Below are 26,540 nucleotides of genomic sequence, written 5' to 3'. Positions count from 1 at the left end.
GCACTCAGCTCTTCGTCACCGACGCCTTCAGCATCGCGTCCAGCAGGTCCGCGCTCTCGGCGATGTGCGCGCGGGTCTCGAGCGACAGGCCGGGCCTGGCGCCGGCGGCCTTGAGGCTGGCCACCAACTGCACCGCATGGAAGCGGGCCACGGCAAAGGCATCGGCAAAGCCAGCAGCGCCATTGAGGCTGCGGTTCAACAGCTGCTGCAAGCGGCGGATGTGGTCGCGCTGCAGGCGGCGGCGCAGGGGGTCGATCTCGCCACCGGTCTTGAGCTCGCTCCAGATCGCACCCTGCAGTGAGCCCCAGACCTCGCCGAGCGAGATCAGGCCCTTGCGCTGCGCCTCGGGCACATAGGTGGGTTGCTCGATCAGGCGGTGCGCCGTTTGCGGGGCCAGCAGGCGGTCCAGCGCCAGTCCTTGCAGTTGCAGGACCACGTCGGGGATGGAGAGCGGCAGGCCGCGGCCCCACTCGTTGTAGTCCAGGGTCTGGCTGGCCAGGAACTCGGGCTTGAAGCGGAAAGCCTCGGGCGAGAACAAGCTACCGGTGATGAACTTCAGCGCCTCACGCTGCTGCGCGGGCTCGACGGGGCGGAACGGCGTCTTGGGCGTGATGCCGGGCACCACGCGCTCGGCGTAGAGGCCGCCCACGTACTTGGACACGGCCTGCACGCCCCGCGCCAACTGGCGGAACGACGAGTCCAGCGAACGCCGGCTGCGCATCGGGTCCTCGCCCGCCTCGGGCTTGCGCGTCTGCAGGCGCTCCCACAGCTCCTGGCTGAGCTTGAGGCGCTTCTTGGCAAAGGCCAGGGTGTCGTCCCCCAGGTCGAACTGGTTGGAGCGCGGGTCGAAGCCGTCATAGGCCCCGCCGATGCCTTGGTCCACGTCGTCGCCATAGGCCAGCTCGGGCTCGGTCGAGCGCGCCGCGATGCGCGCCAGCTCGGCGGTCTCCTGGTCCTGGGGCAGCGGCTTGTAGGCGTACTCGATGGCCCAGTAGTCGTAGGCACCCAGGGTGCTGTTGACCAGGGTGGTGGGCGCCTCGCCCTTCAAGGGGATGTTGTAGGCCGTGTAGTCCATCACCGAGTTGGTGATGCCGTGGACATCGGTGTAGGCCTTGTCCTTGAGCTTCTGCGCCGACACCGAGTTGCTGGCGCGGAAGTTGTGCTTCAACCCCAGGGTGTGGCCGATCTCGTGCATCACCGTGTCCTTGACCACGGCCTGGGCAAAGGCTTCGGCCTCGGGGCCGTCGTAGTCCAGGCCCTCACGCGCGGCCAGCAGGTCCAGCGCAAAGCCCAGCTCGCTCGCGGCCTCGGCCGCGTAGGTGCACAGCTCGGCCTCGCCGCGCCAGGCGCGGGTCACCCGCTCCAGGCGCTGCTCGCTGGATGCAGCCTCCATCACGCGCAGCGCAGACACGTCGTCGCGCACAAAGCGGCGCGCGCCCCGGCCAAAGACGTCGCTCATGCCGATGTCGGCGTCCAGGATCTCGCCGGTGCGCGGGTCCACCCGGCGCGGGCCGATGGCAAAGCCCACGTCAGCCCCCGTGAACCAACGCACCGAGGCGTGCATCGCGTCCATGTTGTCCCAGTCGGCATCGTCGGGCTGCTGGCGGGCCTCGATGGCGTTCTTGAAGCCGATTTTCTCGAAGGCCTTGTTCCACTCCAGGATGCCGGCAGTGACCGCCTCGCGGTACTTCTTGGGGATGTTCTTGTCGAGCCAGTAGACGATGGGCTGCACGGGCTCAGACAGCTCGGCGGCGGGGTCCTTCTTCTCCAGGCGCCAGCGGTTCAGCAGGTGCACGCGGGTGCCGGGCTTCACGTCGTCGGAGAGGTCGACATAGCTGGTCATGAAGTGACCGAGTCGGGGGTCCAGGTGGCGGACCTTGGCCGGCGTCTCGGGCAGCGCCCGGAAGTTGTAGACGAAGCTGAAGAAGAAGGAGCGCGCGTCGGGCGTGGTCTGCGGCGCGCTGGGGATGGGCACGGCCGGCGGCACCAGCGGCGGCGCCGGGATGCGCGCGGTCGCGTAGTGCATGCGGGCGGTCAGCGTGGTGAGCTGGCTTTCAGCCCGCGTGGCCTCGAAGTAGCTGTTGGCGCGGTCCGGGCCGTACACCAGCCGGAACTTGACTTCCAGCTCGGTCGAGAAGCCAGGGATGTCGTACAGGAACATGCCTGCGTCCACCAGGGTGGACTTGCGATCCGGGTGGTCCTGCGCGGCCACCACACCCGCCGTGATCAGGCTGGGCGAGAAGGATTGCTCGACCATGGCCTTGGTGTCGCCCTCGGCGCGGAAGGCGGTGTTGAGCGCCACCAGCTGGACTTGGTTGCCGATGCGGCGCCACTCGACCAGATGGCTGTCGTCCATCTGGCTGGCGTAGAGGCCCCGCTCACCCAGCGAGTTGGCCACGTTGACGGAGAACAGGAAGGGCTTGTTGAACGCCGCCTTGGGGATCTCCAGCCAGACCTTCTCGTCCTTGCGCCAGATGGGGAACAGCCCCGGCTGCTCGCGCGCGCCCTTGATCACGTCCAGGAAGGGCTTGGGCGCCGTCGGGTCCACCGGCGGGCGCGGGGCAGCCACCGGCGCCGAGGCCCCGTTCGCGGGCGGGATCGGTGTGATGGTGGTTTGCGCCGTCGCGCAGGCGCCCAAAGTGAGCGTCAGGGCCAGGGCCATCAATCTGCGGGTCGGCAGGGGCTGGAACATGTACAACATCCTCAATAGAGAAGAGGCCGCACTGTCTGCGTCGGCCTGGCTAGAGTCAACGTGATTTGCACGCATCACTTTTGACACTTGGGTCGCAATGCTCACACACCTGCTCTACCTGCACGGCTTTCGCTCGTCGCCGCAATCCGCCAAGGCGCGCCGCATGGCCCTGTGGGCGGCCGCGCAGCCGGGCCTGCACTGGGCCTGCCCGCAGCTGCCGCCGGGCCCCCAAGCCGCGATGGATTTGATCGACACGATCACCGCCAGCTGGCCCGCCGCCAGCACGGCCGTGGTGGGCAGCTCGCTCGGGGGCTACTACGCCACCGCGCTGGCCGAGCGGCGGCTCTGGCGGGGCGTGCTGTTCAACCCCGCCGTGGAGCCCGCGCGTGACCTGGCACGGCAGATCGGCCTGCAAACCTGCTGGCACGACCCCGAACTCGCGTTCGAGTTCACCGCCGAGCACGTCGCGCAGCTCCAGGCCCTGCGCCCACCGCACAGCCTGCGCCAGCGCTACCTTGCGGTGATCGCCAAAGGCGACGAGGTGCTGGACTGGCGCGAGATGCAGGCCCGTTACCGCGAGCAACAGCTGTTGCTGCTGGAAGGCGGTGACCATGGGCTGACCGACTTCGAGCCCCTGCTGCCCGCCGTGGAGGCCTTCCTGCTCGGCGAGAATGCCGCTCCATGTTTGCCCTCTTTGACGACGCCGGGAAGTTCCTCGCCGGCCGCGTGATGAGCGAGGCCGAGGCCTCTGCCCAGATCGAGCTCGATACCGGCAAGCGGGTGAAGGTGAAGTCCGCCAACATCCTGCTGCGTTTCGAGCAACCCGCCCCCGCTGCCTTGCTGAGCGAGGCCCGCCAGTTGGCCGAAACCATCGACCTGGACCTGGCCTGGGAGTTCGCGCCCGAGGACGAGTTCGGCTTTGCCGACCTGGCGCGCGACTACTTCGACGCCAAGGCCGGCGTCACGCACCAGGCGGCGGCGCTCTTGCGCCTGCACGAGGCGCCGCATTACTTCCGCCGCGCCGGCAAGGGCCAGTACAAGAAGGCGCCCGAAGAGACCGTCAAGGCTGCGCTGCTGGGCATCGAGCGCAAGCGCCAGCAGGCCTTGCAGATCGAGGCCTGGGCCGCCGAGTTGGTGGCCGGGCAGTGCCCGGCCCCCGTCAAGGACCAGATCTACAAGATCCTCTTCAAGCCCGACAAGAACGGCCCCGAGTACAAGGCCGTGGTGGAGGCCAGCCGCCAATCGCAGCGCGCGCCGCTGGACCTGCTGCAAGCCGCGGGTGCCATCACCAGTGCCTACCAATTCCACTGGAAGCGCTTCCTGTTCGAACAGTTCCCCAAAGGCGTCGGCTTCCCGGCGCTGGAAGCCCCGGCCATCAAGGACGAGTTGCCGCTGGCAGCCGTGCAGGCGTTCTCCATCGACGACTCCCAAACGACCGAGATCGACGACGCGCTGTCCGTCCAGGGCCTCGGCACGGGCACGGTCATCTTCGGCGTGCACATCGCCGCACCGGGCTTGGCCATCCAGCCCGACTCGGCCGTGGACAAGGTCGCGCGCGAGCGCTTCTCCACCGTCTACATGCCGGGCTGGAAGCTGACCATGCTGCCCGACGAGGTGGTGCAGGCCTACACGCTGATCGAAGGCCGCGACTGCCCTGCTGTCTCCATCTACTTCACGTTGGATGAGACCAGCTTCGAGCTCAAAGCCCGCGAGACCAAGCTGGAGCGCGTGCCCATCGCCGCCAACCTGCGCCACGACAAGCTGGACGGCGTGATCACCGACGCGACCCTGTCGGGCAGCGCAACAGCCGACTACGCCTTTGCGCCCGAGCTGGCCTTTGCCTGGCGCTTGGCCAAGCACCTGAAGGCCGCGCGTGAAGTGGTGCGCGGCAAGCCCGAGACCTTCAACCGGCCGGACTACAACTTCCGCTTGGCTGGCGAGCGGACCGCGCCGCCCACGGGCGACGAGACCGTCGAGATCAGCACCCGCCCGCGCGGCTCCAGCCTCGACCTCATCGTGGCCGAGGCCATGATCCTGGCCAACTCGGCCTGGGGCGGCTGGCTGGCCGAGCTGGGCCTGCCCGGCATCTACCGCAGCCAGGCCAGCCTGGCGCCGGGCATCAAGGTGCGCATGGGCGTCAAGCCGCAGCCCCACGCCGGCATGGGTGTGGCGCAGTACACCTGGGCCACGTCGCCACTGCGCCGCTATGTCGACCTGGTCAACCAGTGGCAGATCATTGCCTGCGCACGCCACGGCAAGACCGCCGCTCTGGTGGCGCCTTTCAAGCCGAAGGACGCACAGCTGTTCTCGATCATCTCGGGCTTCGAGGCCGCTTACGCGGCCTACAACGGCTTCCAGAACGGCATCGAGCGCTTCTGGACCCTGCGCTACCTGGCCCAGAACGGCGTGACCGAGCTGACCGCCAGCGTGATGAAGGAAGGCCTGGTGCGCGCCGATACCCTGCCCCTGGTCTTCAAGGCCCTGGGCTGCGAGCCGCTGCCGCGCGGCACCCAGGTGCGGGTGCGCATCACGGGCATCGATGAGATGACGCTGGACGTGCACGCCAACCTGATCGAACGCCTGGATGCTGCCGCTGCGGTGGACGAGAACGCTGAGGACGACGGCGAGGAGCTCGAAGCGGCCGCGCCGCTGACCCTCGCCATCGACGTCAGCGAGACTCCCGAGCCGAGCAGCGAGGCTGCCTGAGCCCTCCCGCCGCATGCGCCGCCTCAGCTCCCTCCAGATCGCCCTCCTCGTCTCGGTGGGCATCCACGGAGGGCTGCTGTTCCTGCGCATCGCGTCGCCCAACACCTTCAACCGCATCTTCCAGGACACGCCGCTGGAGGTGGTGCTCGTCAACGCCCGCTCCAAGGAGCCGCCCACCAAGGCGCAAGTGCTGGCCCAGGCCAGCCTGGCGGGCGGCGGGGACGCCGACCGGGGCCGCGCCACCTCGCCGCTGCCGCCCTCGCCCAAGGCCGAGATCGGCGACGCCGCCGAGGTGCAGAAGGCCCAGGTCACGCAGTTGCAGGAGCAGCAGCAGCAACTGCTGACCCAGATCCGCCGCGAGCTGGCCGTGATGCCCCTGCCCGACCCGCGCCGCGAGGCCACCACCCAGGCTGAACGCGCTCAGGCCGAGCGCCGCCGCCAGTTGGTCGAGCTGCTCGCCGAGATCGAAAAGCGCGTCAACAACGAGAACGCCCGCCCACGCAAGCGCTACGTGAGCCCGGCCACGCGCGAAGTCGTCTACGCCCAGTACTACGACCAGCTGCGCCGCCGCATCGAGGAGCGCGGCACGCGCGACTTCCCCGAGTACCGGGGCCGCAAGCTCTATGGCGAGCTGACCATGAACCTGCACATTGATGCGCGCGGCCGCGTTGTGGACACCGAGATGGTCCAGTCCTCCGGCAATGCGCGGCTCGACCAACGCGCCATCGCCATCGTCCAGGCCGCCAGCCCCTTCGGCTACTTCAGCGCCGAGATGCTCAAGGGCGCCGAGATCCTGGTGATCACCTCACGCTTCCGCTTCACCCGCGACGAGGGCCTGGCCACCACCTTGGCCGCCCAGCCCAACCCATGACTGCAGACAAATACGTTGTCGCCGGCAACCCGGTCGAGCACAGCCGCTCGCCCGACATCCACGCCGCTTTCGCCAAGCAAACCGGGCAGGACCTCGACTACGGCCGCCTGCTGTGCCCGCTGGACGATTTCGAGGGCCAGCTGCGGCGCTTTGCGACCCAGGGCGGCAAGGGCTGCAATGTCACCGTGCCGTTCAAGTTCGAGGCCTACAAGCTGGCCAAGACCCTGACGCCGCGCGCCCAACTCGCGCAGGCCGTCAACACCCTGCGCTTTGATGCCGACGGCTGGGTGGGCGACAACACCGATGGCGTCGGCCTGGTGCGCGACATCGAGCGCAATGCCGGCCGGCCGCTCAAGGGCCTGTCGGTGCTGCTGATCGGCGCGGGCGGGGCGGCGGCCGGCGTGCTGGGCAGCCTGATCGACGCTGGCCCGGCGCGCATCTGCATCGTCAACCGCAGCCGCGACAAGGCCGAGCAGCTGCAGGCCAGCCACACCCACCTGGGCGTGCCCTTGCAGGTAGGCGGTCTCGATGACGCCCCGGCCGAGCAGGACGTGGTGATCAATGCCACCGCCGCCAGCCTGGCGGGTGCCGGCTCGCCGGTGGACGCCCGCGTGCTCAAGCGCGGCGGCCTGGCGCTGGACATGATGTATGGCCCCAAGGCCCAGGCTTTTCTCGACTGGGCTGCCAGGCACGGCGCCGAGCCGCGCGATGGCCTGGGCATGCTGGTGGAGCAGGCCGGCGAGGCCTTCCACTTCTGGCGCGGCGTGCGGCCCGACACCGCCCCTGTGCTTGCTGCGCTGCGGGCCCAGCTGTGACGCAAGTGCGCCGCCTGCTGGCCGTCTGGCTGCTGGCGCTGGTGGCGCTGCAAGCGTTCTTTGCGCTGCGCATCCTCACGATGCGCTGGATAGACCCGCAGTCCACCGCCTTCCAGCGCAGCGAGGCCGTGCGCCTGCTGCGCGACAAGCATGAGCTGCTCTGGAGCCAGGCCTGGCTGGACGATGAGCAACTGCCCAAGACGCTCAAGCGCGCCGTCATCGCCAGCGAGGACGACCTCTTCGCCAGCCACGACGGCGTGCGCTGGGACGCCGTCAAGCAGGCCTGGCAAAAGAACGAGAAGGCCCAGGCCCGTGCCGAAGCCCGGGGCCAGGCGGTGGCCAAGCTGGCCGGCGGCTCCACCATCAGCCAGCAACTGGCCAAGAACCTCTTCCTCTCGAGTGAACGCAACTTCGTCCGCAAGGGCCAGGAGCTGCTGCTGACCCTGATGCTCGAAGCCCTGCTCGACAAGCGCCGCATCCTGGAGATCTACCTGAACAGCGTGGAGTGGGGCGAGGGCCTGTTCGGCGCGCAGGCGGCAGCGCGGCATTACTTCCACGTTGATGCAGCACGGCTGGGCGCCTCCGAGGCCGCCCGGCTGGCGGTGATGCTCCCAGCACCCAAGAAGTTCGAGAAAAGCCCCGCGTCCGCCTACGTCTTGGGCCGGGCTGGCACCATCACGGCCCGCATGAACGACGTCCAACTGCCCTGAGCCACTGATCCCGATGGCCGAACCCACGCTGCTCGCCCGCGAGATCGCCGCCTCGGCCGCCCGGCTGATTGCCGACGAAGGCCTGGACTGGGGCGCCGCCAAGCAACGCGCCGCCCGCGACCTGGGCAGCCCGCGCGCCGCGCTGCCGGGCAACGACCTGGTCGAGGAAGCGCTGATCGAGCACCTCGCCGTCTTTGAAGCCGAGACCCAGCCCACCGAGCTGCGCAGCCTGCGTGAACTGGCCGCCTCTTGGATGGAGCGGCTGACCGAGTTCCGCCCCCACCTGACCGGCGCCGTCTGGCGCGGCACGGCCAACCGGCTGTCGCGCGTCCATCTGGAGCTGTACTGCGACGACAGCAAGGCCGCCGAGATCGCCCTGCTGAACCGCGGGCAGGATTTCGACGTCACCACCACCCGGGGCCCGCGCGGCCGGGATGTGGACATGCTGGTGCTGGAAGTGCCCTGCCGCCCCCTGGGCGAGACCGTGCCCCTGTGCCTCAGCATCCTGGACTTTGACGATCTGCGCGGCGCCCTGCGGCCCGACACCCAAGGCCGCACCGATCGCGGCGACCTCCCTGCCCTCCAAGCCCTGCTCGCCCCATGAACCCCATCACCCGCCGTCTCATCCTGGCCAGCGCTGGCGTGGGCGCAGCCCTCGTGGGCGGCGCTGTCGCCTGGCGCCGCTTCACGCCGCCACCGATGTCGGCGGTCGCCCAGGCCTTCTGGACCCATGACTTCCGGGACCCCACCGGGCAGCCCATCGACCTGAGCCGCTGGCGCGGCAAGCCCCTGCTAGTCAACTTCTGGGCCACCTGGTGCCCGCCCTGCATCAAGGAGCTGCCCGAGATCAACCAGTTCTACGGCGAGGCCAAGGCCCGGGGCTGGCAGGTACTGGGCGTGGCCGTGGACCAGCCAGAGCCGGTGCGCGCCTTTTTGCAAAAGCAGCCGCTGGCCTTCCCCATCGCCATGGCCGGCGACGGCGGCTTGGGCCTGGTCCGGCAGCTTGGCAACACCGACGGCGGCCTGCCGTTCTCCATCGTCTTCGACGACACCGCCGAAATCAGCTGGCAGCGCATGGGCGTCACGCACCTGGACGAGCTGCGCAAGCTGGCTGCGTCCTGATCCTGCGGTCATCGGGGGCCAAATACGGTCCAGATCGGGAATCTCCCGGATCTCACGTCGAAATCGTGCCGAAAGCGCGTAAAGTTCGCCCTTCTCATTTCTAGGGGTGCGGCTCTACCGTGGTGGACGCGCCTGATCGATGCAAGTTCTCGTCCTGCACGGCCCTAACCTCAATCTGCTCGGTACCCGCGAGCCCGAGGTCTATGGCCGCCAGACCTTGGCGCAGATCGACGCAGAACTTGCGCAGATGGCGGCCGATGCCGGCGCCAAGCTGCAGTCCTTCCAGAGCAACCACGAAGGCGCGCTGGTGGACCGCATCCAGGCTGCCCGCACCGACGGTACCGACTTCATCGTCATCAACCCGGCGGCCTACACCCACACCAGCGTCGCCATCCGTGACGCCCTGGCCGGGGTCAGCATCCCCTTCATCGAAGTTCACCTCTCCAACATCCACCGCCGCGAGGCCTTCCGCCACCACAGCTACCTGAGTGAGCTGGCGGTCGGCGTCATTTGCGGCCTCGGCGCCAACGGCTACCGCCTGGCGTTGCAGCACGCCCTGTCAAGCCGCCCTGCCGCGTCGGCCTGACCCCCACGACAACAACAAACCGCTGGAGCCCTCTCCCATGGACTTGCGCAAGCTCAAGACCCTGATCGACCTCGTCTCGGAGTCGAACATCTCCGAACTTGAAATCACGGAAGCCGACGGCAAGGTGCGCATCGTCAAGGCCGACCCGCAGGCCGCCGTGCTGCAGGCCGCCCCGGTCTATGCCGCCCCTGCCGCACCGACCCCGGTGGTCATGGCTGCCGGCGCTGCCCCGGCTGTTGCCGCCCCGGCCGCCGCGCCCGCCGAGACCGGCCACATCGTCAAGTCGCCCATGGTCGGCACCTTCTACCGGGCGTCCGGCCCCAACGCCAAGTCCTTTGCCGAGGTCGGCCAGGCCGTCAAGCAAGGTGATGCCATCTGCATCATCGAGGCCATGAAGATCATGAACGAGATCGAGGCCGACAAGACAGGCACGATCACCAAGGTGCTGGTCGAGAACGGCCAGCCCGTCGAGTTCGGTCAGCCGCTGTTCGTCATCGAATGAGGACGGTTGAGCCGAGTGCCTATGTTTAAGAAGATCCTGATTGCGAATCGGGGGGCTCGCGCGCAGCGCGGACGTGCCGCAGGCACGGCAAATTGCGCAGTTCGCGCAGCGAACTGAGGCGATGGAGCCGAGCAAACATGTTTAAGAAAATTCTCATCGCCAATCGAGGCGAAATCGCCCTTCGCATCCAGCGCGCCTGCCGCGAGATGGGCATCAAGTCCGTCGTCGTGTACTCCGAGGCCGACCGCGACGCCAAGTATGTGAAGCTGGCCGACGAGGCCGTCTGCATCGGCCCCGCGCCGTCGGCGCAGAGCTACCTCAGCATGCCGGCCATCATCGCCACGGCCGAGGTGACCGATGCCGAGGCCATCCACCCCGGCTACGGCTTCCTGTCCGAGAACGCTGACTTTGCCGAGCGCGTCGAGCGCAGCGGCTTCGTCTTCATCGGCCCGACGCCCGAGTCCATCCGCCTGATGGGCGACAAGGTCTCGGCCAAGCAGGCCATGATCCGCTCGGGCGTGCCCTGCGTTCCCGGCTCCGAGGGCGCGCTGCCTGACGACCCAAAGGAGATCATCCGCATCGCCCGCAGCGTTGGCTACCCGGTGATCATCAAGGCGGCTGGTGGCGGTGGTGGGCGCGGGATGCGCGTCGTCCACACCGAGGCCGCCCTCGTCCATGCCGTGCAGACCACGCGTGCCGAGGCCGGTGCCGCCTTCGGCAACCCCGAGGTCTATATGGAGAAGTTCCTGGAGAACCCACGCCATGTGGAGATCCAGGTGCTGGCCGACACCTTCAAGAATGCGGTGTGGCTGGGTGAGCGCGACTGCTCCATGCAGCGCCGCCACCAGAAGATCATCGAGGAAGCGCCCGCACCGGGCATCCCCCGCCGCGTGATCGAGAAGGTGGGCGACCGCTGCGCCGCCGCCTGCAAGAAGATCGGCTATCGCGGGGCAGGCACCTTCGAGTTCCTGTACGAGAACGGCGAGTTCTATTTCATCGAGATGAACACGCGCGTGCAGGTCGAGCACCCGGTCACCGAGCTGGTCACCGGCATCGACATCGTGCAGCAGCAGATCAAGATCGCGGCCGGCGAGAAGCTGCCTTTCAGCCAGCGCCAGATCGAGCTCAAGGGCCACGCCATCGAGTGCCGCATCAACGCGGAAGACCCGGTCAAGTTCACGCCCTCGCCTGGCCGCATCACCATGTGGCACCCGCCCGGCGGCCCCGGGGTGCGCGTGGACTCGCACGCCTACACCAACTACTTCGTGCCGCCCAACTACGACTCCATGATCGGCAAGATCATCGTCCACGGCGACACGCGGGACCAGGCGCTGGCGCGCATGCGCATTGCGCTGTCCGAGACCGTGGTTGAAGGCATCCAGACCAACATCCCGCTGCACCGCGAGCTGATGGTCGACACCAAGTTCATCGAGGGCGGAACCAGCATCCATTACCTCGAAGGCTGGATGCAGCAGCACAAGAAATAGTGGTTGTGAGCCATCTGTTTGAACTGGCCTTGGTCTGCCGCGAGGCGGATGTCGAAATCGTCAGCGACGCGCTGATGGAAATCGAGGCGCTGGCCGTCTCGGTCGAAGACGCCGATGCCGACACCGAGGCAGAGCGCGCGCTGTTTGGCGAGCCCGGCATGCCCGCGCCAAAGCCCGGCTGGGAGCGCTCGGTCGTCAAGTCGCTGTTCAGCTCCGAGGCCGAAGCCACCGAGGCCGCCACGCTGCTGCTGGCGCAGGACTGGGCGGCCGAGGTGCATGTGCAGTCCGTCCAGGCCGTGCCCGAGCAGGACTGGGTGCGCCTGACGCAAAGTCAGTTCTCGCCGGTCGAGATCACGCCGAGCTTCTGGATCGTGCCGTCCTGGCATCAGGCCCCACCCGCCGCCACGCGCGTGATGCGCCTGGACCCAGGCCTGGCCTTTGGCACGGGCACCCACCCCACCACGCGGATGTGCCTGCGCTGGATCGCCCAGCATGCCGAGCTCGCGCCGGGCTGGGACCGCGTGCTCGACTACGGCTGCGGCTCCGGCATCCTCGCCATCGGCGCGGCACTGCATGGCGCACAGCACATCGACGCCGTGGACATCGACCCTGCCGCGCTGCGCGCCACGGCCGACAACGCGGCGGCCAACGCCACGCCTCAAGTCCACGCGGCCGATCCAGCCGCCGCCGCCGGCACCTACCCGCTGGTGCTCGCCAACATCCTGGCCTCGCCCCTGAAGCTGCTCGCGCCGCTGCTGTGCGCCCACGTCGCACCGGGTGGGCACCTCGTGCTGGCCGGCATCCTGGCGCACCAGGCCGATGACTTGAAGGCCGCTTACGCGCCCTGGTTGGCCCTGGAAGTGAGCGAACAGGACGAGGGCTGGATCCGGATGACCGCCCAGCGCAAGTCCTGACGCCAGCACGGTTGCCACATGGGATGATTCACCCATGAGCCTGGCCACCCGCTGCACCGCCTGCGGCACCATCTTCCGCATCGTCGAAGACCAGTTGCGCGTCTCCGATGGCTGGGTGCGCTGCGGCCGCTGCAACGAAGTCTTCGACGCCCGCGAGCTGCTGTTCGACATGGAGCGCGAGCCGGCGCCTGACTGGCCAGCCCGTTTCGCACCCGAGCCACCACCGCCGGAGCCACCCGCCTATTCAGCACCTCCCGAGGCACCCGCTCCGGCCCCGGACGAGCCGCCCTACTCGCCCCCGAGCGCACCGCCCCAAGCCTGGGCCAGCGACCCGCCGGAGGCCAGCCGCCGCGATGAACCTGAGCCTGCCTCGGCGCCTGAGTCCTTCGAGCCCGCTGAAGCCCCGGCGCCCGCAGAGCCTGCGCTGGATACAGCGCAGGCCTTCTCTGCGCAGCGGGGTGATCGGCTTGAGCCTCGCTGGGTCGACGAGCCCCTGGCACCCTTCCAGGCCGAAGCGCTGGACGTGCCCACGGGCGCTGCGCCGCTCACCCCCACGCCGCCCACGCCCATCCCGACCGAGGCGCTGCCCGAGTTCATGCGCCGAGCGCGGGCGGGAGAGCGCTGGCAGCAGCCCGCCGTGCGGCGCGGGCTGATGGCGGCATCGGTCGTGCTGTGCATCGCGCTGCTGGCGCAAATGACGCTCCACTTCCGCGATGCAGTGGCTGCACTCTTCCCGGCGCTGCGCCCCGCCGTGGTGGCGCTTTGCAGCGTCGCGGCCTGCAAGGTCGAGCCCTGGAAGCGCGCTGACGTGCTGTTGATCGAGACCACCTCGCTCACGCAGATGGGCCAGCGCAATGCCTACAAGCTGGGGCTGAGTTTGCGCAACACCTCGGCCGTCGAGGTGGCCATGCCCTGGGTGGAGCTGAGCCTCACTGACGCCAGCGGTGCCCTGCTAGCACGGCGCGTCTTCCCGCCCACGGCACTCGTGCCGGCTGTGGATCGTCTCGGGCCCGAGGCCGAGAAGGCGTTCTCGCTGCCCCTCTCGACGGGCACGCATCGGGTCACGGGTTACACGGTGGACGTGTTCCAGCCTTGAGCGCCGGCAGATCGATCGCGCGCTGAAGCGCTGAGGCCGCGCCGCACGCCAGACCGACAAACCAAGCGCGCAAGAAAAACCCGCCAGGGCACGAGGCCGTGGCGGGTGCAGCACAGTTGCCATTGAACCGACACCGGCGCCAAAGCGCCAGTGTCGGCATTCAGGCTCAGGGCTTGTTGCCGGTCGGGAAGGGCCAGGCAGCCTGAGGGCTCAGAGCCGTCTTGGCAGCCGGGGCCGGAGCGGCGGCAGCAGGCGCAGGGGCAGGCTTGGCAGCAGGGGCAGGCTTGGCGGCGGCCTTCTTGGGCGCAGCCTTCTTGGCAGCCGGCTTGGCGGCGGGCTTGGCAGCAGCCTTCTTGGGCGCAGCGGCCTTCTTGGGAGCAGCCTTCTTGGCAGCCGGCTTGGCAGCGGCCTTCTTGGTAGGCATCGCGGCCTTCTTGGCCGGTGCAGCCTTCTTGGCCGGAGCGGCCTTCTTAGCCGCAGCCTTCTTGGCCGGAGCGGCCTTCTTGGCAGGCGCCTTCTTGGCCGGAGCGGCCTTCTTCGCAGCGGCCTTCTTGGCCGGAGCGGCCTTCTTCGCCGGAGCGGCCTTCTTGGCCGGGGCCTTCTTTGCAGCGGCCTTCTTGGCCGGAGCGGCCTTCTTCGCCGGAGCGGCCTTCTTGGCCGGAGCCTTCTTGGCCGGAGCCTTCTTGGTTGCAGTTGCCATGTGTTTCTCCTTGATCAAGTTGAGAAAAAACCGCCTGCTTCGAACCGGTCCGAAGCCGTGCGGCTATCCATGGCCCGCGAGTCGTCCAGGAGGAACGCTCCGATGCCATGAACGCGGGAATGACGCCACCCCATGGGCTCTATGGCCCGGACCTGCTGGTCGTTGGAGGATGCCGTCACGTGTCTTGATCTCTTGCAGCGCAAAAAGTTCGGATCAGTCCCAGCTCAGCGCGCCGCCGCTCTGGTACTCGATCACGCGGGTCTCGAAGAAGTTGCGCTCCTTCTTCAAGTCGATCATTTCGCTCATCCAGGGGAAGGGGTTCTCTTCGTTCGGGAAGAGCGCCTCCAGCCCGATCTGCGTGGCACGCCGGTTGGCGATGAAGCGCAGATAGCCCTTGAACATCGAAGCGTTGAGGCCCAGCACGCCACGCGGCATGGTGTCCTCGGCGTAGCGGTACTCCAGCTCGACAGCCTTCATGAACAAGGCCTTGATCTCGGCCTTGAACTCGGAGGTCCAGAGGTGCGGGTTCTCAAGCTTGATCTGGTTGATGAGGTCGATGCCGAAATTGCAGTGCATGGACTCGTCGCGCAGGATGTACTGGTACTGCTCGGCGGCACCGGTCATCTTGTTCTGGCGGCCCATGGCCAGGATCTGGGTGAAGCCGACATAGAAGAACAGGCCTTCCATCAAGCAGGCAAACACGATCAGGCTCTTGAGCAGGGTCTGATCGGCTTCGGGTGTGCCGGTCTTGAACTCGGGCTTCATGATCGCGTCGATGAACGGGATCAGGAACTCGTCCTTGTCGCGGATGGACTGAACTTCGTTGTAGGCGTTAAAGATTTCACTCTCGTCGAGGCCGAGGGACTCAACGATGTACTGATAGGCGTGCGTGTGGATGGCCTCTTCGAAGGCCTGACGCAGCAGGAACTGACGGCACTCGGGCGCCGTGATGTGCCGGTAGGTGCCGAGCACGATGTTGTTGGCGGCCAGCGAGTCGGCGGTGACGAAGAAGCCGAGGTTGCGCTTGATGATGCGGCGCTCGTCTTCGGTCAGGCCGTTGGGGTCCTTCCAGAGCGCGATGTCGCGGCTCATGTTCACTTCCTGCGGCATCCAGTGATTGGCGCAGGTGGCGAGGTACTTCTCCCAGGCCCACTTGTACTTGAACGGCACCAGTTGGTTGACGTCGGTCTGGCCGTTGATGATGCGCTTGTCAGCCGCGCGGACGCGGCGTGCGGAGGCCGGCTCGCCGCTCAGGCGGGGCTCAGGCAACTCGGGAGCGGAGGTGGCGACAGGAGCAACAAAAGGGGTTGAAGCCTCACGCGTCACGGGCATCACGCCCGTCGCGTTTTGGGGTGCGGCCTTGATGGCGGCAGAGGTGTCGGTGGAGGCGGTGTCTTCGTCCCAGACCAGCATGGTGGGGTCTTCCTGTGGCGGTGAATTATCGGTAGGGGCTCAACAGCTCAACAAGCCTTGGCAAGCCGCGAGAGCCCGTCCTGTTGCACGAGGGCATCGAAAACGCAGCACGAAGTTGTATAGACAACTGCATGCTGCGTTGCACGATCACTGGCAAGCTTCGCAGTCGGGGTTGTCGATCGAACAGAACTTGATGTCGGTCGCAGGCACATCAGGCTCGGCGGCAGCCATCGGCGCAGGCGTTGCGGCGGCTGCGGCAGCGGGTGCTGAAGACACTGCGTTGAGCTGACCCGTGCGCGTGACCGTGCTCTTCTCGGCCTGCGTGGCGCTGATGGTGCGGAGGTAGTAGGTGGTCTTGAGGCCACGCTGCCAGGCGAGCTTGTAGGTCTCGTCGAGCTTCTTGCCCGAGGCGCCGGCCATGTAGATGTTCAGGCTCTGCGCCTGGTCGATCCACTTCTGGCGGCGCGACGCGGCCTCGACCAGCCACACGGGCTCGACTTCAAAGGCCGTCGCGTAGAGCGCCTTGACGTCTTCAGGCACGCGGTCGATGCGGCGCAGCGAACCATCGAAGTGCTTGAGGTCCATGACCATCACGTCGTCCCAGAGGCCGAGCTTCTTGAGGTCACGCACCAGCGATTCGTTGATGACCGTGAACTCGCCCGACAGGTTGGACTTGACCGACAGGTTGCCGAAGCAAGGCTCGATCGAGGCGTCCACGCCGATGATGTTGGAGATGGTGGCCGTCGGGGCGATGGCGATGCAGTTGCTGTTGCGCATGCCGTGCTCGGCGATGCGGCCGCGCAGGGCGTCCCAGTCCATGCTCACCGAACGGTCCACGTCCACGTAGCCACCGCGCTGTTCAGCCAGCAGGTCGATGGAGTCGATCGGCAGGATGCCGCGATCCCACAGCGAGCCCTTGTAGCTGGAGTAGCGGCCACGCTCGGCGGCGAGTTCGGTCGACGCCCAGTACGCGTGGTAGCAGACAGCTTCCATCGAACGGTCGGCAAACTCAACCGCAGCCTCCGAGGCATAGGGCGTGCGCAGTTGGTAGAGCGCGTCCTGGAAGCCCATGATGCCGAGGCCGACCGGGCGATGACGCAGGTTGGAGTCGCGCGCCTTCTTGACGGCGTAGTAGTTGATGTCGATGACGTTGTCGAGCATGCGCATCGCCGTGGCCACCGTCTTCTTGAGCTTGGCCTGATCAATCTGGCCATCCTTCAAGTGCTGGGCGAGGTTGACCGAGCCGAGGTTGCAGACGGCGATCTCGCTCTCATTGGTGTTGAGCGTGATCTCGGTGCAGAGGTTGGACGAGTGCACGACGCCAACATGCTGCTGCGGCGAGCGGACGTTGCAGGCGTCCTTGAAGGTGATCCAGGGGTGGCCGGTCTCGAACAGCATCGAGAGCATCCTGCGCCACAGGTCCTTGGCGGGCATGCGCTTGAAGAGCTTGAGCTCACCGCGGTCAGCCTTCTGCTCATAGCCGACATAGGCCGTCTCAAAGTCCTTGCCGAACTTGTCGTGCAGATCGGGGCAGGTGCTGGGCGAGAACAGGGTCCAGTCGCCACCTTCGATGACGCGCTTCATGAACAGATCAGGGATCCAGTTCGCCGTGTTCATGTCGTGCGTGCGGCGGCGGTCGTCGCCGGTGTTCTTGCGCAGCTCCAGGAACTCTTCGATGTCGAGGTGCCAGCTTTCCAGATAGGCGCAGACCGCGCCTTTGCGCTTGCCACCCTGGTTGACGGCCACAGCGGTGTCGTTCACGACCTTGAGGAAGGGCACGACGCCCTGGCTCTTGCCATTGGTGCCCTTGATATAGGAGCCCAGCGCACGGACATTGGTCCAGTCGTTACCGAGGCCGCCGGCAAACTTGGACAGCAGCGCGTTCTCCTTCAGCGCCTCGTAGATGCCGTCCAGGTCGTCCTCGACAGTAGTGAGGTAGCAGCTGGAGAGCTGCGAGCGGCGGGTGCCGGAGTTGAACAAGGTCGGCGTGCTCGACATGAAGTCGAAGGTGGAGAGCACGTTGTAGAACTCGATGGCGCGGGCTTCGCGGTCGATCTCGTTCAGTGCCAGGCCCATGGCGACGCGCATGAAGAAGGCCTGGGGCAGTTCGATGCGGACGTCCTCGATGTGCAGGAAGTAGCGGTCGTACAGGGTCTGCAGGCCGAGGTAATCGAACTGCAGGTCACGCTCAGCCTTGAGCGCCGCGCCCAGCTTGGCCAGGTCGAACTGTTGCAGCTTCTCGTCCAGCAACTCGGCTTGCACGCCGCGCTTGATGAAGCCGGGGAAGTAGTCGGCATAGGCCTGCGACATCTCAGCCTGCATGACCTCACGGCCCAGGATCTCGCGGCGGATGGTGTGCAGCAGCAAGCGCGCGGTGGCGCGGCTGTAGCCCGGATCCTTCTCGATCAGGGTGCGCGCAGCGAGGATGGCGGCCTTGTAGACCTCCTCCATCGGCACGCCGTCGTACAGATTGCGCTGGGTCTCGGCCAGCACGGGCTCGGGGCGCACATCGGCGCCGAGGTTCTCGCAGGCGGAGGCGATCAGGTTGCGCAGGCTGCCGAGGTCGAGTGCACGGCGCTCGCCACCGTCCAGCACCATGAACTGCGGCTCGGCCGCCTTGGTCGCTTCGCCGGCACGGGCGCGCTCTTGAGCGCGGCGCTCGCGGTACAGCACATAGGCGCGCGCCACTTCGTGATGGCCGCTGCGCATCAGGCCGAGCTCGACCTGGTCTTGCACGTCTTCGATGTGGAAGGTGCCGCCACTCGGACGCGAGCGCAGCAAGGCGCGGACGACGTTCTGGGTCAGTTGCTCCACCGTCTCGCGCACGCTGGCCGACGCCGCGCCACCGGTGCCATGCACGGCCAGGAAGGCCTTCATCAAAGCGACCGCGATCTTGCTCGGCTCAAAGGCGACGACGGCGCCATTGCGGCGAATGATCTGGTAGGACTGGTAAACGGTCGGCGGGACGATCTCGCTCGGAGACGTCGTGCGAGGCGCGGCGCCGGACAGGTCCGGCGAGAAGGGGGCGGAGGAAGCGGCGGCGCTGGTCGCAACGGCATCTTGAAGCATGGAACGTCCTCTCTGTGGGGTCGGAAAGCGATACGGCAAAGCTCACGCCTACAAGTGCTCAAGCACTCATGGCGTTGGGGTCAGAAAGTCCGGCTGACTGGCGGGCCAAAACACTCGCGAGGGGGTTCGTGACACGGTGCGCCGCAGGGGCGTTTGCTCGACGAACCAGGGAGTGGGCATTGGGGGTCAACCGGTTCAGCAGAATAGCATGCAGGACACTATATCTGTGGCCTATGCCTCGCTCAACCACTACCCATAGCGTATCAATCCGCTTGACGACGACAGCCCGGAGGGCTAGCGGAAGCGCACAAATGGACGCCGGAAATTGAGCATCGGGCCGGCAAGTGCGATGGCATGGACCTCGCACCCCACAACCCCGCGCCAATGCTCGCTTGGGCGCACTTTTGGCCCGCTGGCCCGCGCCAATCCTGGGGCCGATGCAGTGGCGATCTCGGCTAGTCGCCCGCGGTGATGCCGAGCCGCGCCATGCGGTAGCGGATCTGTCTTAGGGACAGTCCCAGGCTCGCGGCAGCGGCGGTGCGGTTGTAACGATGCTTTTCAAGCGCGCGCAGCAGGATGGCGCGCTCGACTTCATCCAGGTAGGCGGCAAGGTCTTCGGGCAGCGCATCGGGCACGCTGACCTCGCCAGCGCTGCCCTTGGCATGCACCTCGCCGTCGATGGCTGCGAACTGTGTGTCGCTGCGGGTGTCGTCAAGCAAGGTGTCGGGCAGGCCCAGTTCGTCAGCGTCGATCCACTCGCCGCCCACCAGCGCCAGCGCGCGGTGCAGCAGGTTCTCCAGCTCACGCACATTGCCCGGGAAGGCGTAGCGCGACAGCGTCTCCAGCGCCGCCGCAGTGAGGCGCGGGGCCGGCGAGACGCCGGCATCGTGCGCGATGCGCTCAAGCACGCGGTCGCTGATCTCGGGCAGGTCCTCCAGGCGCTCGCGCAGCGGCGGCACGCGGATCTGGATCACATTGAGCCGGTAGAACAAGTCTTGCCGGAAGCGCCCGGCCGCCACCTCGGCCGCCAGGTCCTTGTGGGTGGCGCTCACGACGCGCACGTTCACCGCCGCTTCGACGACCGCCCCCACGGGGCGCACCGAGCGCTCCTGGATCGCGCGCAGCAGTTTGCTCTGCATGGCCAGCGGCAGGTCACCGATTTCGTCGAGGAACAAGGTGCCGCCATCGGCCGCCTGGAAGAAGCCCTCGCGGTCCTCCTGCGCGCCGGTGAAGGCCCCCTTGCGGTAGCCAAAGAACTCGGCCTCCAGCAGGTTCTCGGGGATGGCGCCGCAGTTGACGGCCACAAAGCGCTGACTGCCTCGGGCGCCGCACTCGTGGATGGCGCGCGCCACCAGCTCCTTGCCGGTGCCAGACTCGCCGTTCACCAGCACCGGCGCCATGCTGCGCGCCACCTTGGTGATGAGCGAGCGCACTTCATGCAGCGCCGCCGACTGGCCCGCCAGCCGGGCCATGGCGCCTTGCGGGCTGCGCGGCGGGGCACGGCGCTCCTCGCGGTCGGGTGCGCTGCGGCCCAGGGCCGAGGCCACCACCAGGCGGAACTGCCGCAGATCCACCGGCTTGGTCAGGTAGTCGTACGCGCCCGCCTTGAGGGCCTCGACGGCGTTCTCGGCCGAACCAAAGGCCGTGATGACCAGGGTCTTCTCGCCCCGGCCGCGCTGCTCCAGCCAGCGCAGCACATCCAGGCCGCTGCCATCGGGCAGCTTCATGTCGGTGATGACGGCGTTGTAGCTGCCCGCCGCCAGCAGTGCCAGGCCCTCGGCCACGCCGGCCGCACTGTCCACCTCGTAGCCTTCGCGCAGCAGCGACAGCTCGTAGAGCGTGCGCAGATCGGGCTCGTCGTCAACGACCAGGAGGCGGGGTTTGGAACTCATGCTTGGTGGAATCGGCGCATCTGGACGCAGAACTCATTGCCCTCGGGCTCGGTGCGGCGGCGGCGGTATTCGATACGGCCGTTGTGGCGCTCGCACAGCTCACGGCAAATGTAGAGCCCCAGGCCGGAACCTCGGCTGCGCGTCGAGAAGAAAGGTTCAAACAAATGCCGCTCAATCTCGGGCGCGATGGCCGCTGCGGCGCTGTAGACCACCAGCTCCAGCGCTTCCGGGTCCTCGGCCAACGGGGCGAGAGAGAGCTGGATGGCGCCAGCGTCATGAGTGGCATGGCGCAGCGCGTTGTCGAGCAAGTTCACCAGCACGCGCCGCAAATGCTCGGGCTCGAACAGCACCATCGCATCAGCCGGCAAGGGCTGCAGCACAAAGCGGCCCGAGCCTGCCAGACCATTGATGCGCACCCAGTCCTCGACGACATCGCGCAGCAGCTGCGCAGCATCCAGCGGCTGGCTGGTGGGACCCACGCCAGGCGCCACCTCCATCACATCGTCCACCAGGCGCTTGAGGCGCTGCACGTTGGAGCCGATCATCTGGGTCAGCTGCTCATTGCGCGAACCCACCAGGTCTTCGGACAGCAAGGCATTGGCCTGCGCGATGGCGGCCAGCGGGTTGCGGATCTCGTGCGCAATGCCGGCCGACACGCGGCCCATGGCAGCCAGCTTCTCCTGGCGGCTGCGCGCCAGCAGCTCGCGGTTGTCTTCCAGCAGCAGCACGCACAGCTCCTCGCCCCCTTGCTGCTCGCGCCGCCGCGTGAAGCGCAGCCGCAGGCGCAGGCTGCGCGACACCCCGCCGGGCAGCAGCAACACCACGTCGCCGCCGTTCTCCGGCCAGGCGCCTTCGGCAAAGGCGCGCTCGACCGCCGCCACCAAGGGCTGCCAGGCCGCGCGGCCGCGCAGCGACAGCGGCTGCGCCTCGCCCAACAACTGCCCGGCCGCCGGGTTGGCCGCACGCACCCGGCCCCGTCGGTCCACCACCAGCACGCCGGCCTGCATCTCGTCGATCACGAGGCGGCTCAGCTGCTCCTGCTGGCGTGCCATGGCCAGGCTGCCGCGCGCCGCACGCTCTTCGCGCGCCAGACGCCCGGCCAGCTCGCTGGTCAGCAAGGCCACGACAAAGAGCCCGCCACCCACCAGACCCACCTGGGTGAAGCGCAGGCTGCCGCCGTCATTGGTCAGCAGGCTCCACAGCTCGGGCACCAGCAGGGCCAGCGTCGCCATGGCCGCCGTGGCCAGGGCCAGTAGGCGTGGGCACAACACACCCGCCGTGAGCACGGGCATGACGAAGAGCGCGCCGTAGTTGACGCTGCTGGCATCGAGGCTGTGCAGCGCCCCGAAGAGCAGCAAGTCAATGCCGATCAGGCTCCACCAGTGCAGGTGGCTGACGCGCGCGAGGCTGCGCGCGGTGACGCCACGACGCAGCGGCGGCAAGGCCCACAGCAACAGGGCCTCGGCGGCATAGACCGCGCTGAGGCTCAGGGTGCGGGTGGCGAGGGTGGCTGTCAGTGCATGCGCAATCAGCTGCGCCGCCACCAGGGCCAAGCCCAGGGCCGCGCGCGCGGCGATGAAGGCGCGGTGCAGGCGGTCAAACGCGCTGCCGGCCTCATCGCCATCCGGCTCGGCGGCCGCCGCCTCGATGAACCAGGCCGAGGGGCTGCTATCCACCGTCACGGGCGAGCGTGGGCAGCCTCGTAGGCGGCCCGGTGCTCGGTGCTGCAAAAGGCCCCGCCTCGACCGGGCAGGGATTCCTGCTCCGGCAGGTGCAAGCCGCAGTGCGCACAGGCCACCATGGTCTGGCCGCGACTCACGGGCGGCGGCGCAGATGACGCTGGCGGCTGCGCGGGCGGCGGTTGGCGCTTGCGGCCCAACATATAGAACACCAGGGCGAGCACGATCAGCAACAACAGGTATTTCATCCGCCCAGCCCTCCTCCGCGCTGCAGCACGACCTCCAGCACAAAGCGCGTGCCGACATAGGCCAGCAGCAGCAGCCCGGCCCCGGCGTAGAGCCAGCGCATGGCGCGCCGGCCGCGCCAGCCATACAAGCGCCGCCCAGCCAGCAAGGCCGTCAGCACCAGCCAGCCCAACACCGACAGCAGGTTCTTGTGACCCCAGCGCCAGTGCGGCGTGAACCACCAGCCCAGCAGGATCGCCAGCGACAAGACCACCACGCCTGCGGTCACGAATTGAAAGGTCAAGCGCTCCAGGCGCAGTACCGGCAAGCCCTCACTGGCGCGACCATGGCGCAGGCGTTGCTCAGCCCGGTTCATCAACCCCGCATGCAGCACGGCCACGCCAAACAGCGCGTAGGACGCAAGCCCGAACATCCAATGCAGCGGCGCCCAGGCCGAAGCGGCGGTCGGGCGCAGTTCACCCGGGAAGCACCAGGCCAGCCCCACGGCCAGTGCCGCGATCAAGGCCAGCACGCGGCGCACGCTGTGCAAGGGGTAGAAGCGGCTCTCGACCAGGTAGACCGTCAACACCAGCCAGACCGTCAGCGACAAGGCCGGCGCAAAGCCAAAGCGGGCGCCGTCCTGCGCCTGGCCCCAGCCACTGATATCCACCACCAAGGCCAGCAGATGCACGCCCCAGGCCGAAGCCAGCGCCGTCCATCTCAGGCCGGAGCGGATGGTCTGCGACTCGCCCGGCGGCGCCGATGCCCGCGCCTGGGCCTGCACCCCAGCCCAGACATAGCTCAACAAGGCCAGGCCACTCGCCACGGCCAGCGCAACCGAAGGCGTGGCAGGCGACGTGAGGGCGGGCGATAAACTCATGAGCCGAGTGTACTTTTGGCCTCCGTGCAGTCTGCCGGTGCGCCCCGCCCCCGATGGCCTCCACCCTATCTGACCGCCTGGGTCGCCTCGTCAAGACGATGCGCGGCCAGGCCCGCATCACCGAGAGCAACGTCCAGGACATGCTGCGCGAAGTGCGCATGGCCCTGCTCGAGGCCGACGTGGCCCTGCCTGTGGTGCGCGACTTCATCGCACGGGTGAAGGAGAAGGCACTGGGCCAGGAGGTGGTGGGCTCGCTCAACCCCGGCCAGGTGCTGGTCTCCATCGTCCAGAAAGAACTCGCCGCCACCATGGGCGAGGGCGTGGCCGACATCAACCTGGCCGCCCAACCCCCGGCCGTGATCCTGATGGCCGGCCTGCAAGGCGCCGGCAAGACCACCACCACGGCCAAGCTCGCCAAGCACCTGATCGAGAAGCGCAAGAAAAAGGTGCTGACCGTCTCGGCCGACGTCTACCGCCCCGCCGCCATCGAGCAGCTCAAGACGGTGACGCGCCAGGCTGGCGCCGAGTGGTTCCCGTCCGAGCCCAACCAGAAGCCGCACGACATCGCGCTCGCCGCGATCGACCACGCCAAGCGCCATTTCTTTGATGTGCTGCTGGTCGACACGGCCGGCCGCCTCGCCATTGACGAAGCGCTGATGGCCGAGATCAAGGACCTGCACGCGACGCTGAACCCGGTCGAGACCCTGTTCGTCGTCGATGCCATGCAGGGCCAGGATGCCGTCAACACCGCCAAGGCCTTCAAGGACGCACTGCCCCTGACGGGCGTGATCCTCACCAAGCTTGATGGCGACTCACGAGGCGGCGCCGCGCTGTCGGTGCGGCAGGTCACCGGCGCGCCGATCAAGTTCGCGGGTGTGTCCGAAAAGATCGATGGCCTCGAAGTGTTCGATGCCGACCGCCACGCCGGCCGCGTGCTCGGCATGGGCGACATCGTGGCCCTGGTCGAGCAGGTCACGCAAAGCGTGGACATGGCCTCGGCCCAGGCCATGGCCGAGAAGCTCAAGAGCGGCAGCGGCTTCGACCTCAACGACTTCCTGCTGCAGCTGCAGCAGATGAAGAAGATGGGCGGCCTGGGTGGCCTGCTCGACAAACTACCCACCAACATGATGGGCAACAAGCAACCCGGCCAGGCCGACATGGACCGCGCCGAGCGCGACATGCGCCGCATGGAAGGCATCCTCAATGCCATGACTGCCAAGGAGCGCAAGCAGCCCGCGCTGCTGATGGACGGCAAGAGCAAGGCCAGCCGCAAGCGCCGCATCGCCACCGGCGCCGGCGTGCAGATCCAGGACGTCAACCGCCTGCTGAATCAGTTCGACCAGATGCAGGGCATGATGAAGAAGATGAAGGGCGGCGGGCTGATGAAGATGATGAAGAAGTTCGGCGGCATGAAGGGCATGGGCGGCATGATGGGCTGAGGCAGGTAACAAGTCCTCACACTTGCCCCCAAGCTCAAGGGACGCTCAGCGGTGGTCAAGGCGCGCCGCGCCGGATAGCGTCTCGGACATGCTGAACCTCAACCTTCCCCGCGCCGTGGGCGCCTGGCTCCACAACCTCACCGCACAACGCGGCGCCAGTCGTGCCGACGCCACCGACACCGTCATGCTCTGGCCACCCACGCCCACACGGGTGCTGGCCAGCGCCGAGCGCATCGCCCACAAGCACATCGCGCAGGCCCTGGCGTTGGAGCACCCCAAAGGCTTTTTGCTGGCGCATGTGCCGCTCTACAAGGTGGTAAAGGTGCCCAAGCAGCACTCCTACCGCGAGTGGTTGTCACGCACCGGACTGCTGACCGTCGACTTCGTCCTGTGCGACGAGCATGGCTATGTGCGGTCGGCCATCGTCATGCCAGCCCCCGAGGAAGACCCTCGGCTCACTCGCAAGCGCGAGCGCCTGCTGCGCGTACTGGAAGCGTCGGGGCTTGCAGTGACGGTGTGGGACCGCGCCTGGCAAAGCGACGACAGCCAGCGCTTGCACCAGCATCTCTTCCCCAGGGTTATGGGCGCGGGCGCCTACACCGACTCACCGCACGCCCACTGAAGGCCCATCACTGAAGGGCTATTCCAGCAGCGCCCTGGCAAATTCGCGGGCGCTGAAGGTTTCCAGGTCCTCCAGCTTTTCGCCAACGCCGATGAAGTAGACCGGGATCGGGCGCTCCCGCGCGATCGCGGCCAGCACACCGCCCTTGGCGGTGCCGTCCAGCTTGGTCACGACGAGGCCCGTCAAGCCCAGCGCCTCGTCAAAGGCCTTGACCTGGGTGAGCGCGTTCTGCCCCGTATTGCCGTCCACCACGAGCAGCACCTCGTGCGGCGCGCCCTCCATGGCCTTGCCAATCACGCGCTTGATCTTCTTCAGCTCCTCCATCAGATGAAGCTGGGTGGGCAGGCGGCCGGCGGTGTCGGCGATGACCACGTCCGCCCCGCGCGCCTTGCCGGCATTCACTGCGTCAAAGCTCACGGCCGCTGGGTCGCCGCCCTCCTGACTGACGATTTCCACCTGCGCGCGATCGGCCCAGACGCCCAGTTGCTCGCGCGCAGCGGCGCGGAAGGTATCCGCCGCCGCCAGCAACACGCGCTGCTCGGCCGCCGCCAGATGGCGCGTCAGCTTGCCAATGCTGGTCGTCTTGCCTGCGCCGTTCACGCCCACCACCATCACCACGGTCGGCGTCGCAGCCCCCACAGCGAGTGGCTTCTCCAGCGGCTGAAGCAGGTCGGCCAGCGCATCCACCAGCAGCAGGCGCACGGCTTGCGGGTCGGTCGCCTTGGCCTCCTTCACCCGCCGCTTCAGGTCGTCCAGCAGGAACTGCGTGGCCTTGACGCCCGCGTCTGCCAGCAGCAGCGCATCCTCAAGTTCCTCGTACAAGGCATCGTCGATCTGCGTGCCCGTGAAGACCTGGGCGATGCTGGAGCCCGTCTTGCGCAAGCCCGACCGCAGCCGATCCAGCCACCCCTTGCGCGGTGCTTCAGCCTGGGCCGCAGCGCCGGATGCAGCGGCTGGCATGACCGGCGCAAAAGACGCTGCGGTTGGCGCTGCAGTTGGCACGGCCGCCGGGGCGACAGGGGTCGCCGCCTGGGTCTGGATGCTGGCCTCTTCGGCCTTGGGACGCTTCTTGAAGAAACTGAACATGCCTTGCAAAACCTTCGCACGGCCCGCTATACTA

23 protein-coding genes are annotated in these 26,540 nt (G+C 67.6%); 14 read left to right on the top strand and 9 right to left on the bottom strand.

The window, feature by feature from the left end:
- Positions 1 to 4 precede the first annotated feature (4 nt).
- Positions 5 to 2,692: a zinc-dependent metalloprotease gene (locus ABDJ85_RS17260; RefSeq protein ID WP_347706036.1), complete on the bottom strand. Its 2,688-nt coding sequence runs from the start codon at positions 2,690 to 2,692 to the stop codon at positions 5 to 7.
- Between the two features lie 97 nt (positions 2,693 to 2,789).
- Here ABDJ85_RS17260 and ABDJ85_RS17255 point away from each other — a divergent pair, with 97 nt between their 5' ends.
- The 12 genes from ABDJ85_RS17255 to ABDJ85_RS17200 all read left to right on the top strand — a co-directional run bounded on the left by ABDJ85_RS17255 (position 2,790) and on the right by ABDJ85_RS17200 (position 13,501).
- Positions 2,790 to 3,422 carry a YqiA/YcfP family alpha/beta fold hydrolase gene (locus ABDJ85_RS17255; RefSeq protein ID WP_347706035.1) on the top strand — a complete coding sequence of 211 codons (633 nt, stop codon included), beginning with the start codon at positions 2,790 to 2,792 and terminating at the stop codon, positions 3,420 to 3,422.
- Positions 3,374 to 5,398, top strand: coding sequence for a ribonuclease catalytic domain-containing protein (locus ABDJ85_RS17250; protein WP_347706034.1), 2,025 nt, complete (start codon positions 3,374 to 3,376; stop codon positions 5,396 to 5,398). Before ABDJ85_RS17255 ends, ABDJ85_RS17250 begins: the two co-directional genes overlap by 49 nt.
- A gap of 13 nt (positions 5,399 to 5,411) precedes the next feature.
- On the top strand, positions 5,412 to 6,269 hold the full coding sequence (locus tag ABDJ85_RS17245) for a TonB family protein (protein ID WP_347706033.1): 858 nt from the start codon (positions 5,412 to 5,414) through the stop codon (positions 6,267 to 6,269).
- Positions 6,266 to 7,084, top strand: a complete 819-nt coding sequence (gene aroE, locus ABDJ85_RS17240; protein WP_347706032.1) for a shikimate dehydrogenase — start codon at positions 6,266 to 6,268, stop codon at positions 7,082 to 7,084. The genes ABDJ85_RS17245 and aroE overlap by 4 nt, the downstream gene beginning before the upstream one ends.
- Complete coding sequence (gene mtgA, locus ABDJ85_RS17235) at positions 7,081 to 7,794, top strand: monofunctional biosynthetic peptidoglycan transglycosylase (protein ID WP_347706031.1); 714 nt, start codon at positions 7,081 to 7,083, stop codon at positions 7,792 to 7,794. Before aroE ends, mtgA begins: the two co-directional genes overlap by 4 nt.
- A 13-nt stretch (positions 7,795 to 7,807) precedes the next feature.
- Positions 7,808 to 8,398: a hypothetical protein gene (locus ABDJ85_RS17230; protein WP_347706030.1), complete on the top strand. Its 591-nt coding sequence runs from the start codon at positions 7,808 to 7,810 to the stop codon at positions 8,396 to 8,398.
- A complete protein-coding gene (locus tag ABDJ85_RS17225; RefSeq protein WP_347706029.1) occupies positions 8,395 to 8,916 on the top strand; it encodes a TlpA family protein disulfide reductase in 522 nt (173 codons plus the stop codon). The genes ABDJ85_RS17230 and ABDJ85_RS17225 overlap by 4 nt, the downstream gene beginning before the upstream one ends.
- A 139-nt stretch (positions 8,917 to 9,055) precedes the next feature.
- Positions 9,056 to 9,502 carry a type II 3-dehydroquinate dehydratase gene (aroQ, locus tag ABDJ85_RS17220; protein WP_347706028.1) on the top strand — a complete coding sequence of 149 codons (447 nt, stop codon included), beginning with the start codon at positions 9,056 to 9,058 and terminating at the stop codon, positions 9,500 to 9,502.
- Between the two features lie 37 nt (positions 9,503 to 9,539).
- The gene (accB, locus tag ABDJ85_RS17215; protein WP_347706027.1) at positions 9,540 to 10,004 is read left to right on the top strand and encodes an acetyl-CoA carboxylase biotin carboxyl carrier protein; all 465 of its coding nucleotides are present in this window, start codon (positions 9,540 to 9,542) and stop codon (positions 10,002 to 10,004) included.
- 137 nt (positions 10,005 to 10,141) lie between these two features.
- Positions 10,142 to 11,491: an acetyl-CoA carboxylase biotin carboxylase subunit gene (accC, locus tag ABDJ85_RS17210; protein ID WP_347706026.1), complete on the top strand. Its 1,350-nt coding sequence runs from the start codon at positions 10,142 to 10,144 to the stop codon at positions 11,489 to 11,491.
- 14 nt (positions 11,492 to 11,505) lie between these two features.
- Positions 11,506 to 12,405, top strand: a complete 900-nt coding sequence (gene prmA / locus ABDJ85_RS17205; RefSeq protein ID WP_347706216.1) for a 50S ribosomal protein L11 methyltransferase — start codon at positions 11,506 to 11,508, stop codon at positions 12,403 to 12,405.
- Positions 12,406 to 12,439: 34 nt separating this feature from the next.
- Positions 12,440 to 13,501: a zinc-ribbon and DUF3426 domain-containing protein gene (locus ABDJ85_RS17200; RefSeq protein ID WP_347706025.1), complete on the top strand. Its 1,062-nt coding sequence runs from the start codon at positions 12,440 to 12,442 to the stop codon at positions 13,499 to 13,501.
- A gap of 166 nt (positions 13,502 to 13,667) precedes the next feature.
- Here the strand turns inward: ABDJ85_RS17200 and ABDJ85_RS17195 are convergent, their stop codons facing one another.
- The 7 genes from ABDJ85_RS17195 to ABDJ85_RS17165 form a co-directional block, all read right to left on the bottom strand.
- On the bottom strand, positions 13,668 to 14,201 hold the full coding sequence (locus tag ABDJ85_RS17195) for a histone H1-like DNA-binding protein (RefSeq protein ID WP_347706024.1): 534 nt from the start codon (positions 14,199 to 14,201) through the stop codon (positions 13,668 to 13,670).
- A gap of 213 nt (positions 14,202 to 14,414) precedes the next feature.
- Positions 14,415 to 15,614 carry a ribonucleotide-diphosphate reductase subunit beta gene (locus ABDJ85_RS17190; protein ID WP_347706023.1) on the bottom strand — a complete coding sequence of 400 codons (1,200 nt, stop codon included), beginning with the start codon at positions 15,612 to 15,614 and terminating at the stop codon, positions 14,415 to 14,417.
- A gap of 147 nt (positions 15,615 to 15,761) precedes the next feature.
- Complete coding sequence (locus ABDJ85_RS17185; RefSeq protein ID WP_347706022.1) at positions 15,762 to 18,683, bottom strand: ribonucleoside-diphosphate reductase subunit alpha; 2,922 nt, start codon at positions 18,681 to 18,683, stop codon at positions 15,762 to 15,764.
- Between the two features lie 455 nt (positions 18,684 to 19,138).
- Positions 19,139 to 20,575, bottom strand: coding sequence for a sigma-54-dependent transcriptional regulator (locus tag ABDJ85_RS17180; RefSeq protein ID WP_347706021.1), 1,437 nt, complete (start codon positions 20,573 to 20,575; stop codon positions 19,139 to 19,141).
- Positions 20,572 to 22,251 (bottom strand): two-component system sensor histidine kinase NtrB, encoded by a 1,680-nt coding sequence (locus ABDJ85_RS17175; RefSeq protein ID WP_347706020.1) that lies wholly within the window; start codon positions 22,249 to 22,251, stop codon positions 20,572 to 20,574. The genes ABDJ85_RS17180 and ABDJ85_RS17175 overlap by 4 nt, the downstream gene beginning before the upstream one ends.
- 2 nt (positions 22,252 to 22,253) lie before the next feature.
- Complete coding sequence (locus tag ABDJ85_RS17170) at positions 22,254 to 22,502, bottom strand: PP0621 family protein (RefSeq protein WP_347706019.1); 249 nt, start codon at positions 22,500 to 22,502, stop codon at positions 22,254 to 22,256.
- Positions 22,499 to 23,359 carry a cytochrome C assembly family protein gene (locus ABDJ85_RS17165; protein ID WP_347706018.1) on the bottom strand — a complete coding sequence of 287 codons (861 nt, stop codon included), beginning with the start codon at positions 23,357 to 23,359 and terminating at the stop codon, positions 22,499 to 22,501. Before ABDJ85_RS17165 ends, ABDJ85_RS17170 begins: the two co-directional genes overlap by 4 nt.
- Before the next feature lie 53 nt (positions 23,360 to 23,412).
- On the opposite strand from ABDJ85_RS17165, the gene ffh reads away from it, so the two are divergent.
- Both ffh and ABDJ85_RS17155 read left to right on the top strand, forming a co-directional pair.
- Positions 23,413 to 24,798, top strand: a complete 1,386-nt coding sequence (gene ffh, locus ABDJ85_RS17160; protein ID WP_347706017.1) for a signal recognition particle protein — start codon at positions 23,413 to 23,415, stop codon at positions 24,796 to 24,798.
- Positions 24,799 to 24,886: 88 nt separating this feature from the next.
- Positions 24,887 to 25,420 carry a PDDEXK family nuclease gene (locus ABDJ85_RS17155; RefSeq protein WP_347706016.1) on the top strand — a complete coding sequence of 178 codons (534 nt, stop codon included), beginning with the start codon at positions 24,887 to 24,889 and terminating at the stop codon, positions 25,418 to 25,420.
- Between the two features lie 18 nt (positions 25,421 to 25,438).
- Here the strand turns inward: ABDJ85_RS17155 and ftsY are convergent, their stop codons facing one another.
- Entirely contained in the window at positions 25,439 to 26,506 is a 1,068-nt protein-coding gene (gene ftsY, locus ABDJ85_RS17150) for a signal recognition particle-docking protein FtsY (protein WP_347706015.1), read from the bottom strand.
- Positions 26,507 to 26,540 lie beyond the last annotated feature (34 nt).

Source organism: Roseateles paludis (assembly GCF_039872745.1).
GTDB lineage: Bacteria > Pseudomonadota > Gammaproteobacteria > Burkholderiales > Burkholderiaceae_C > Pelomonas > Pelomonas paludis.
The sequence above is the reverse complement of the archived record's forward strand: the minus strand, read 5'-3'. Positions and strand labels throughout refer to the sequence as shown.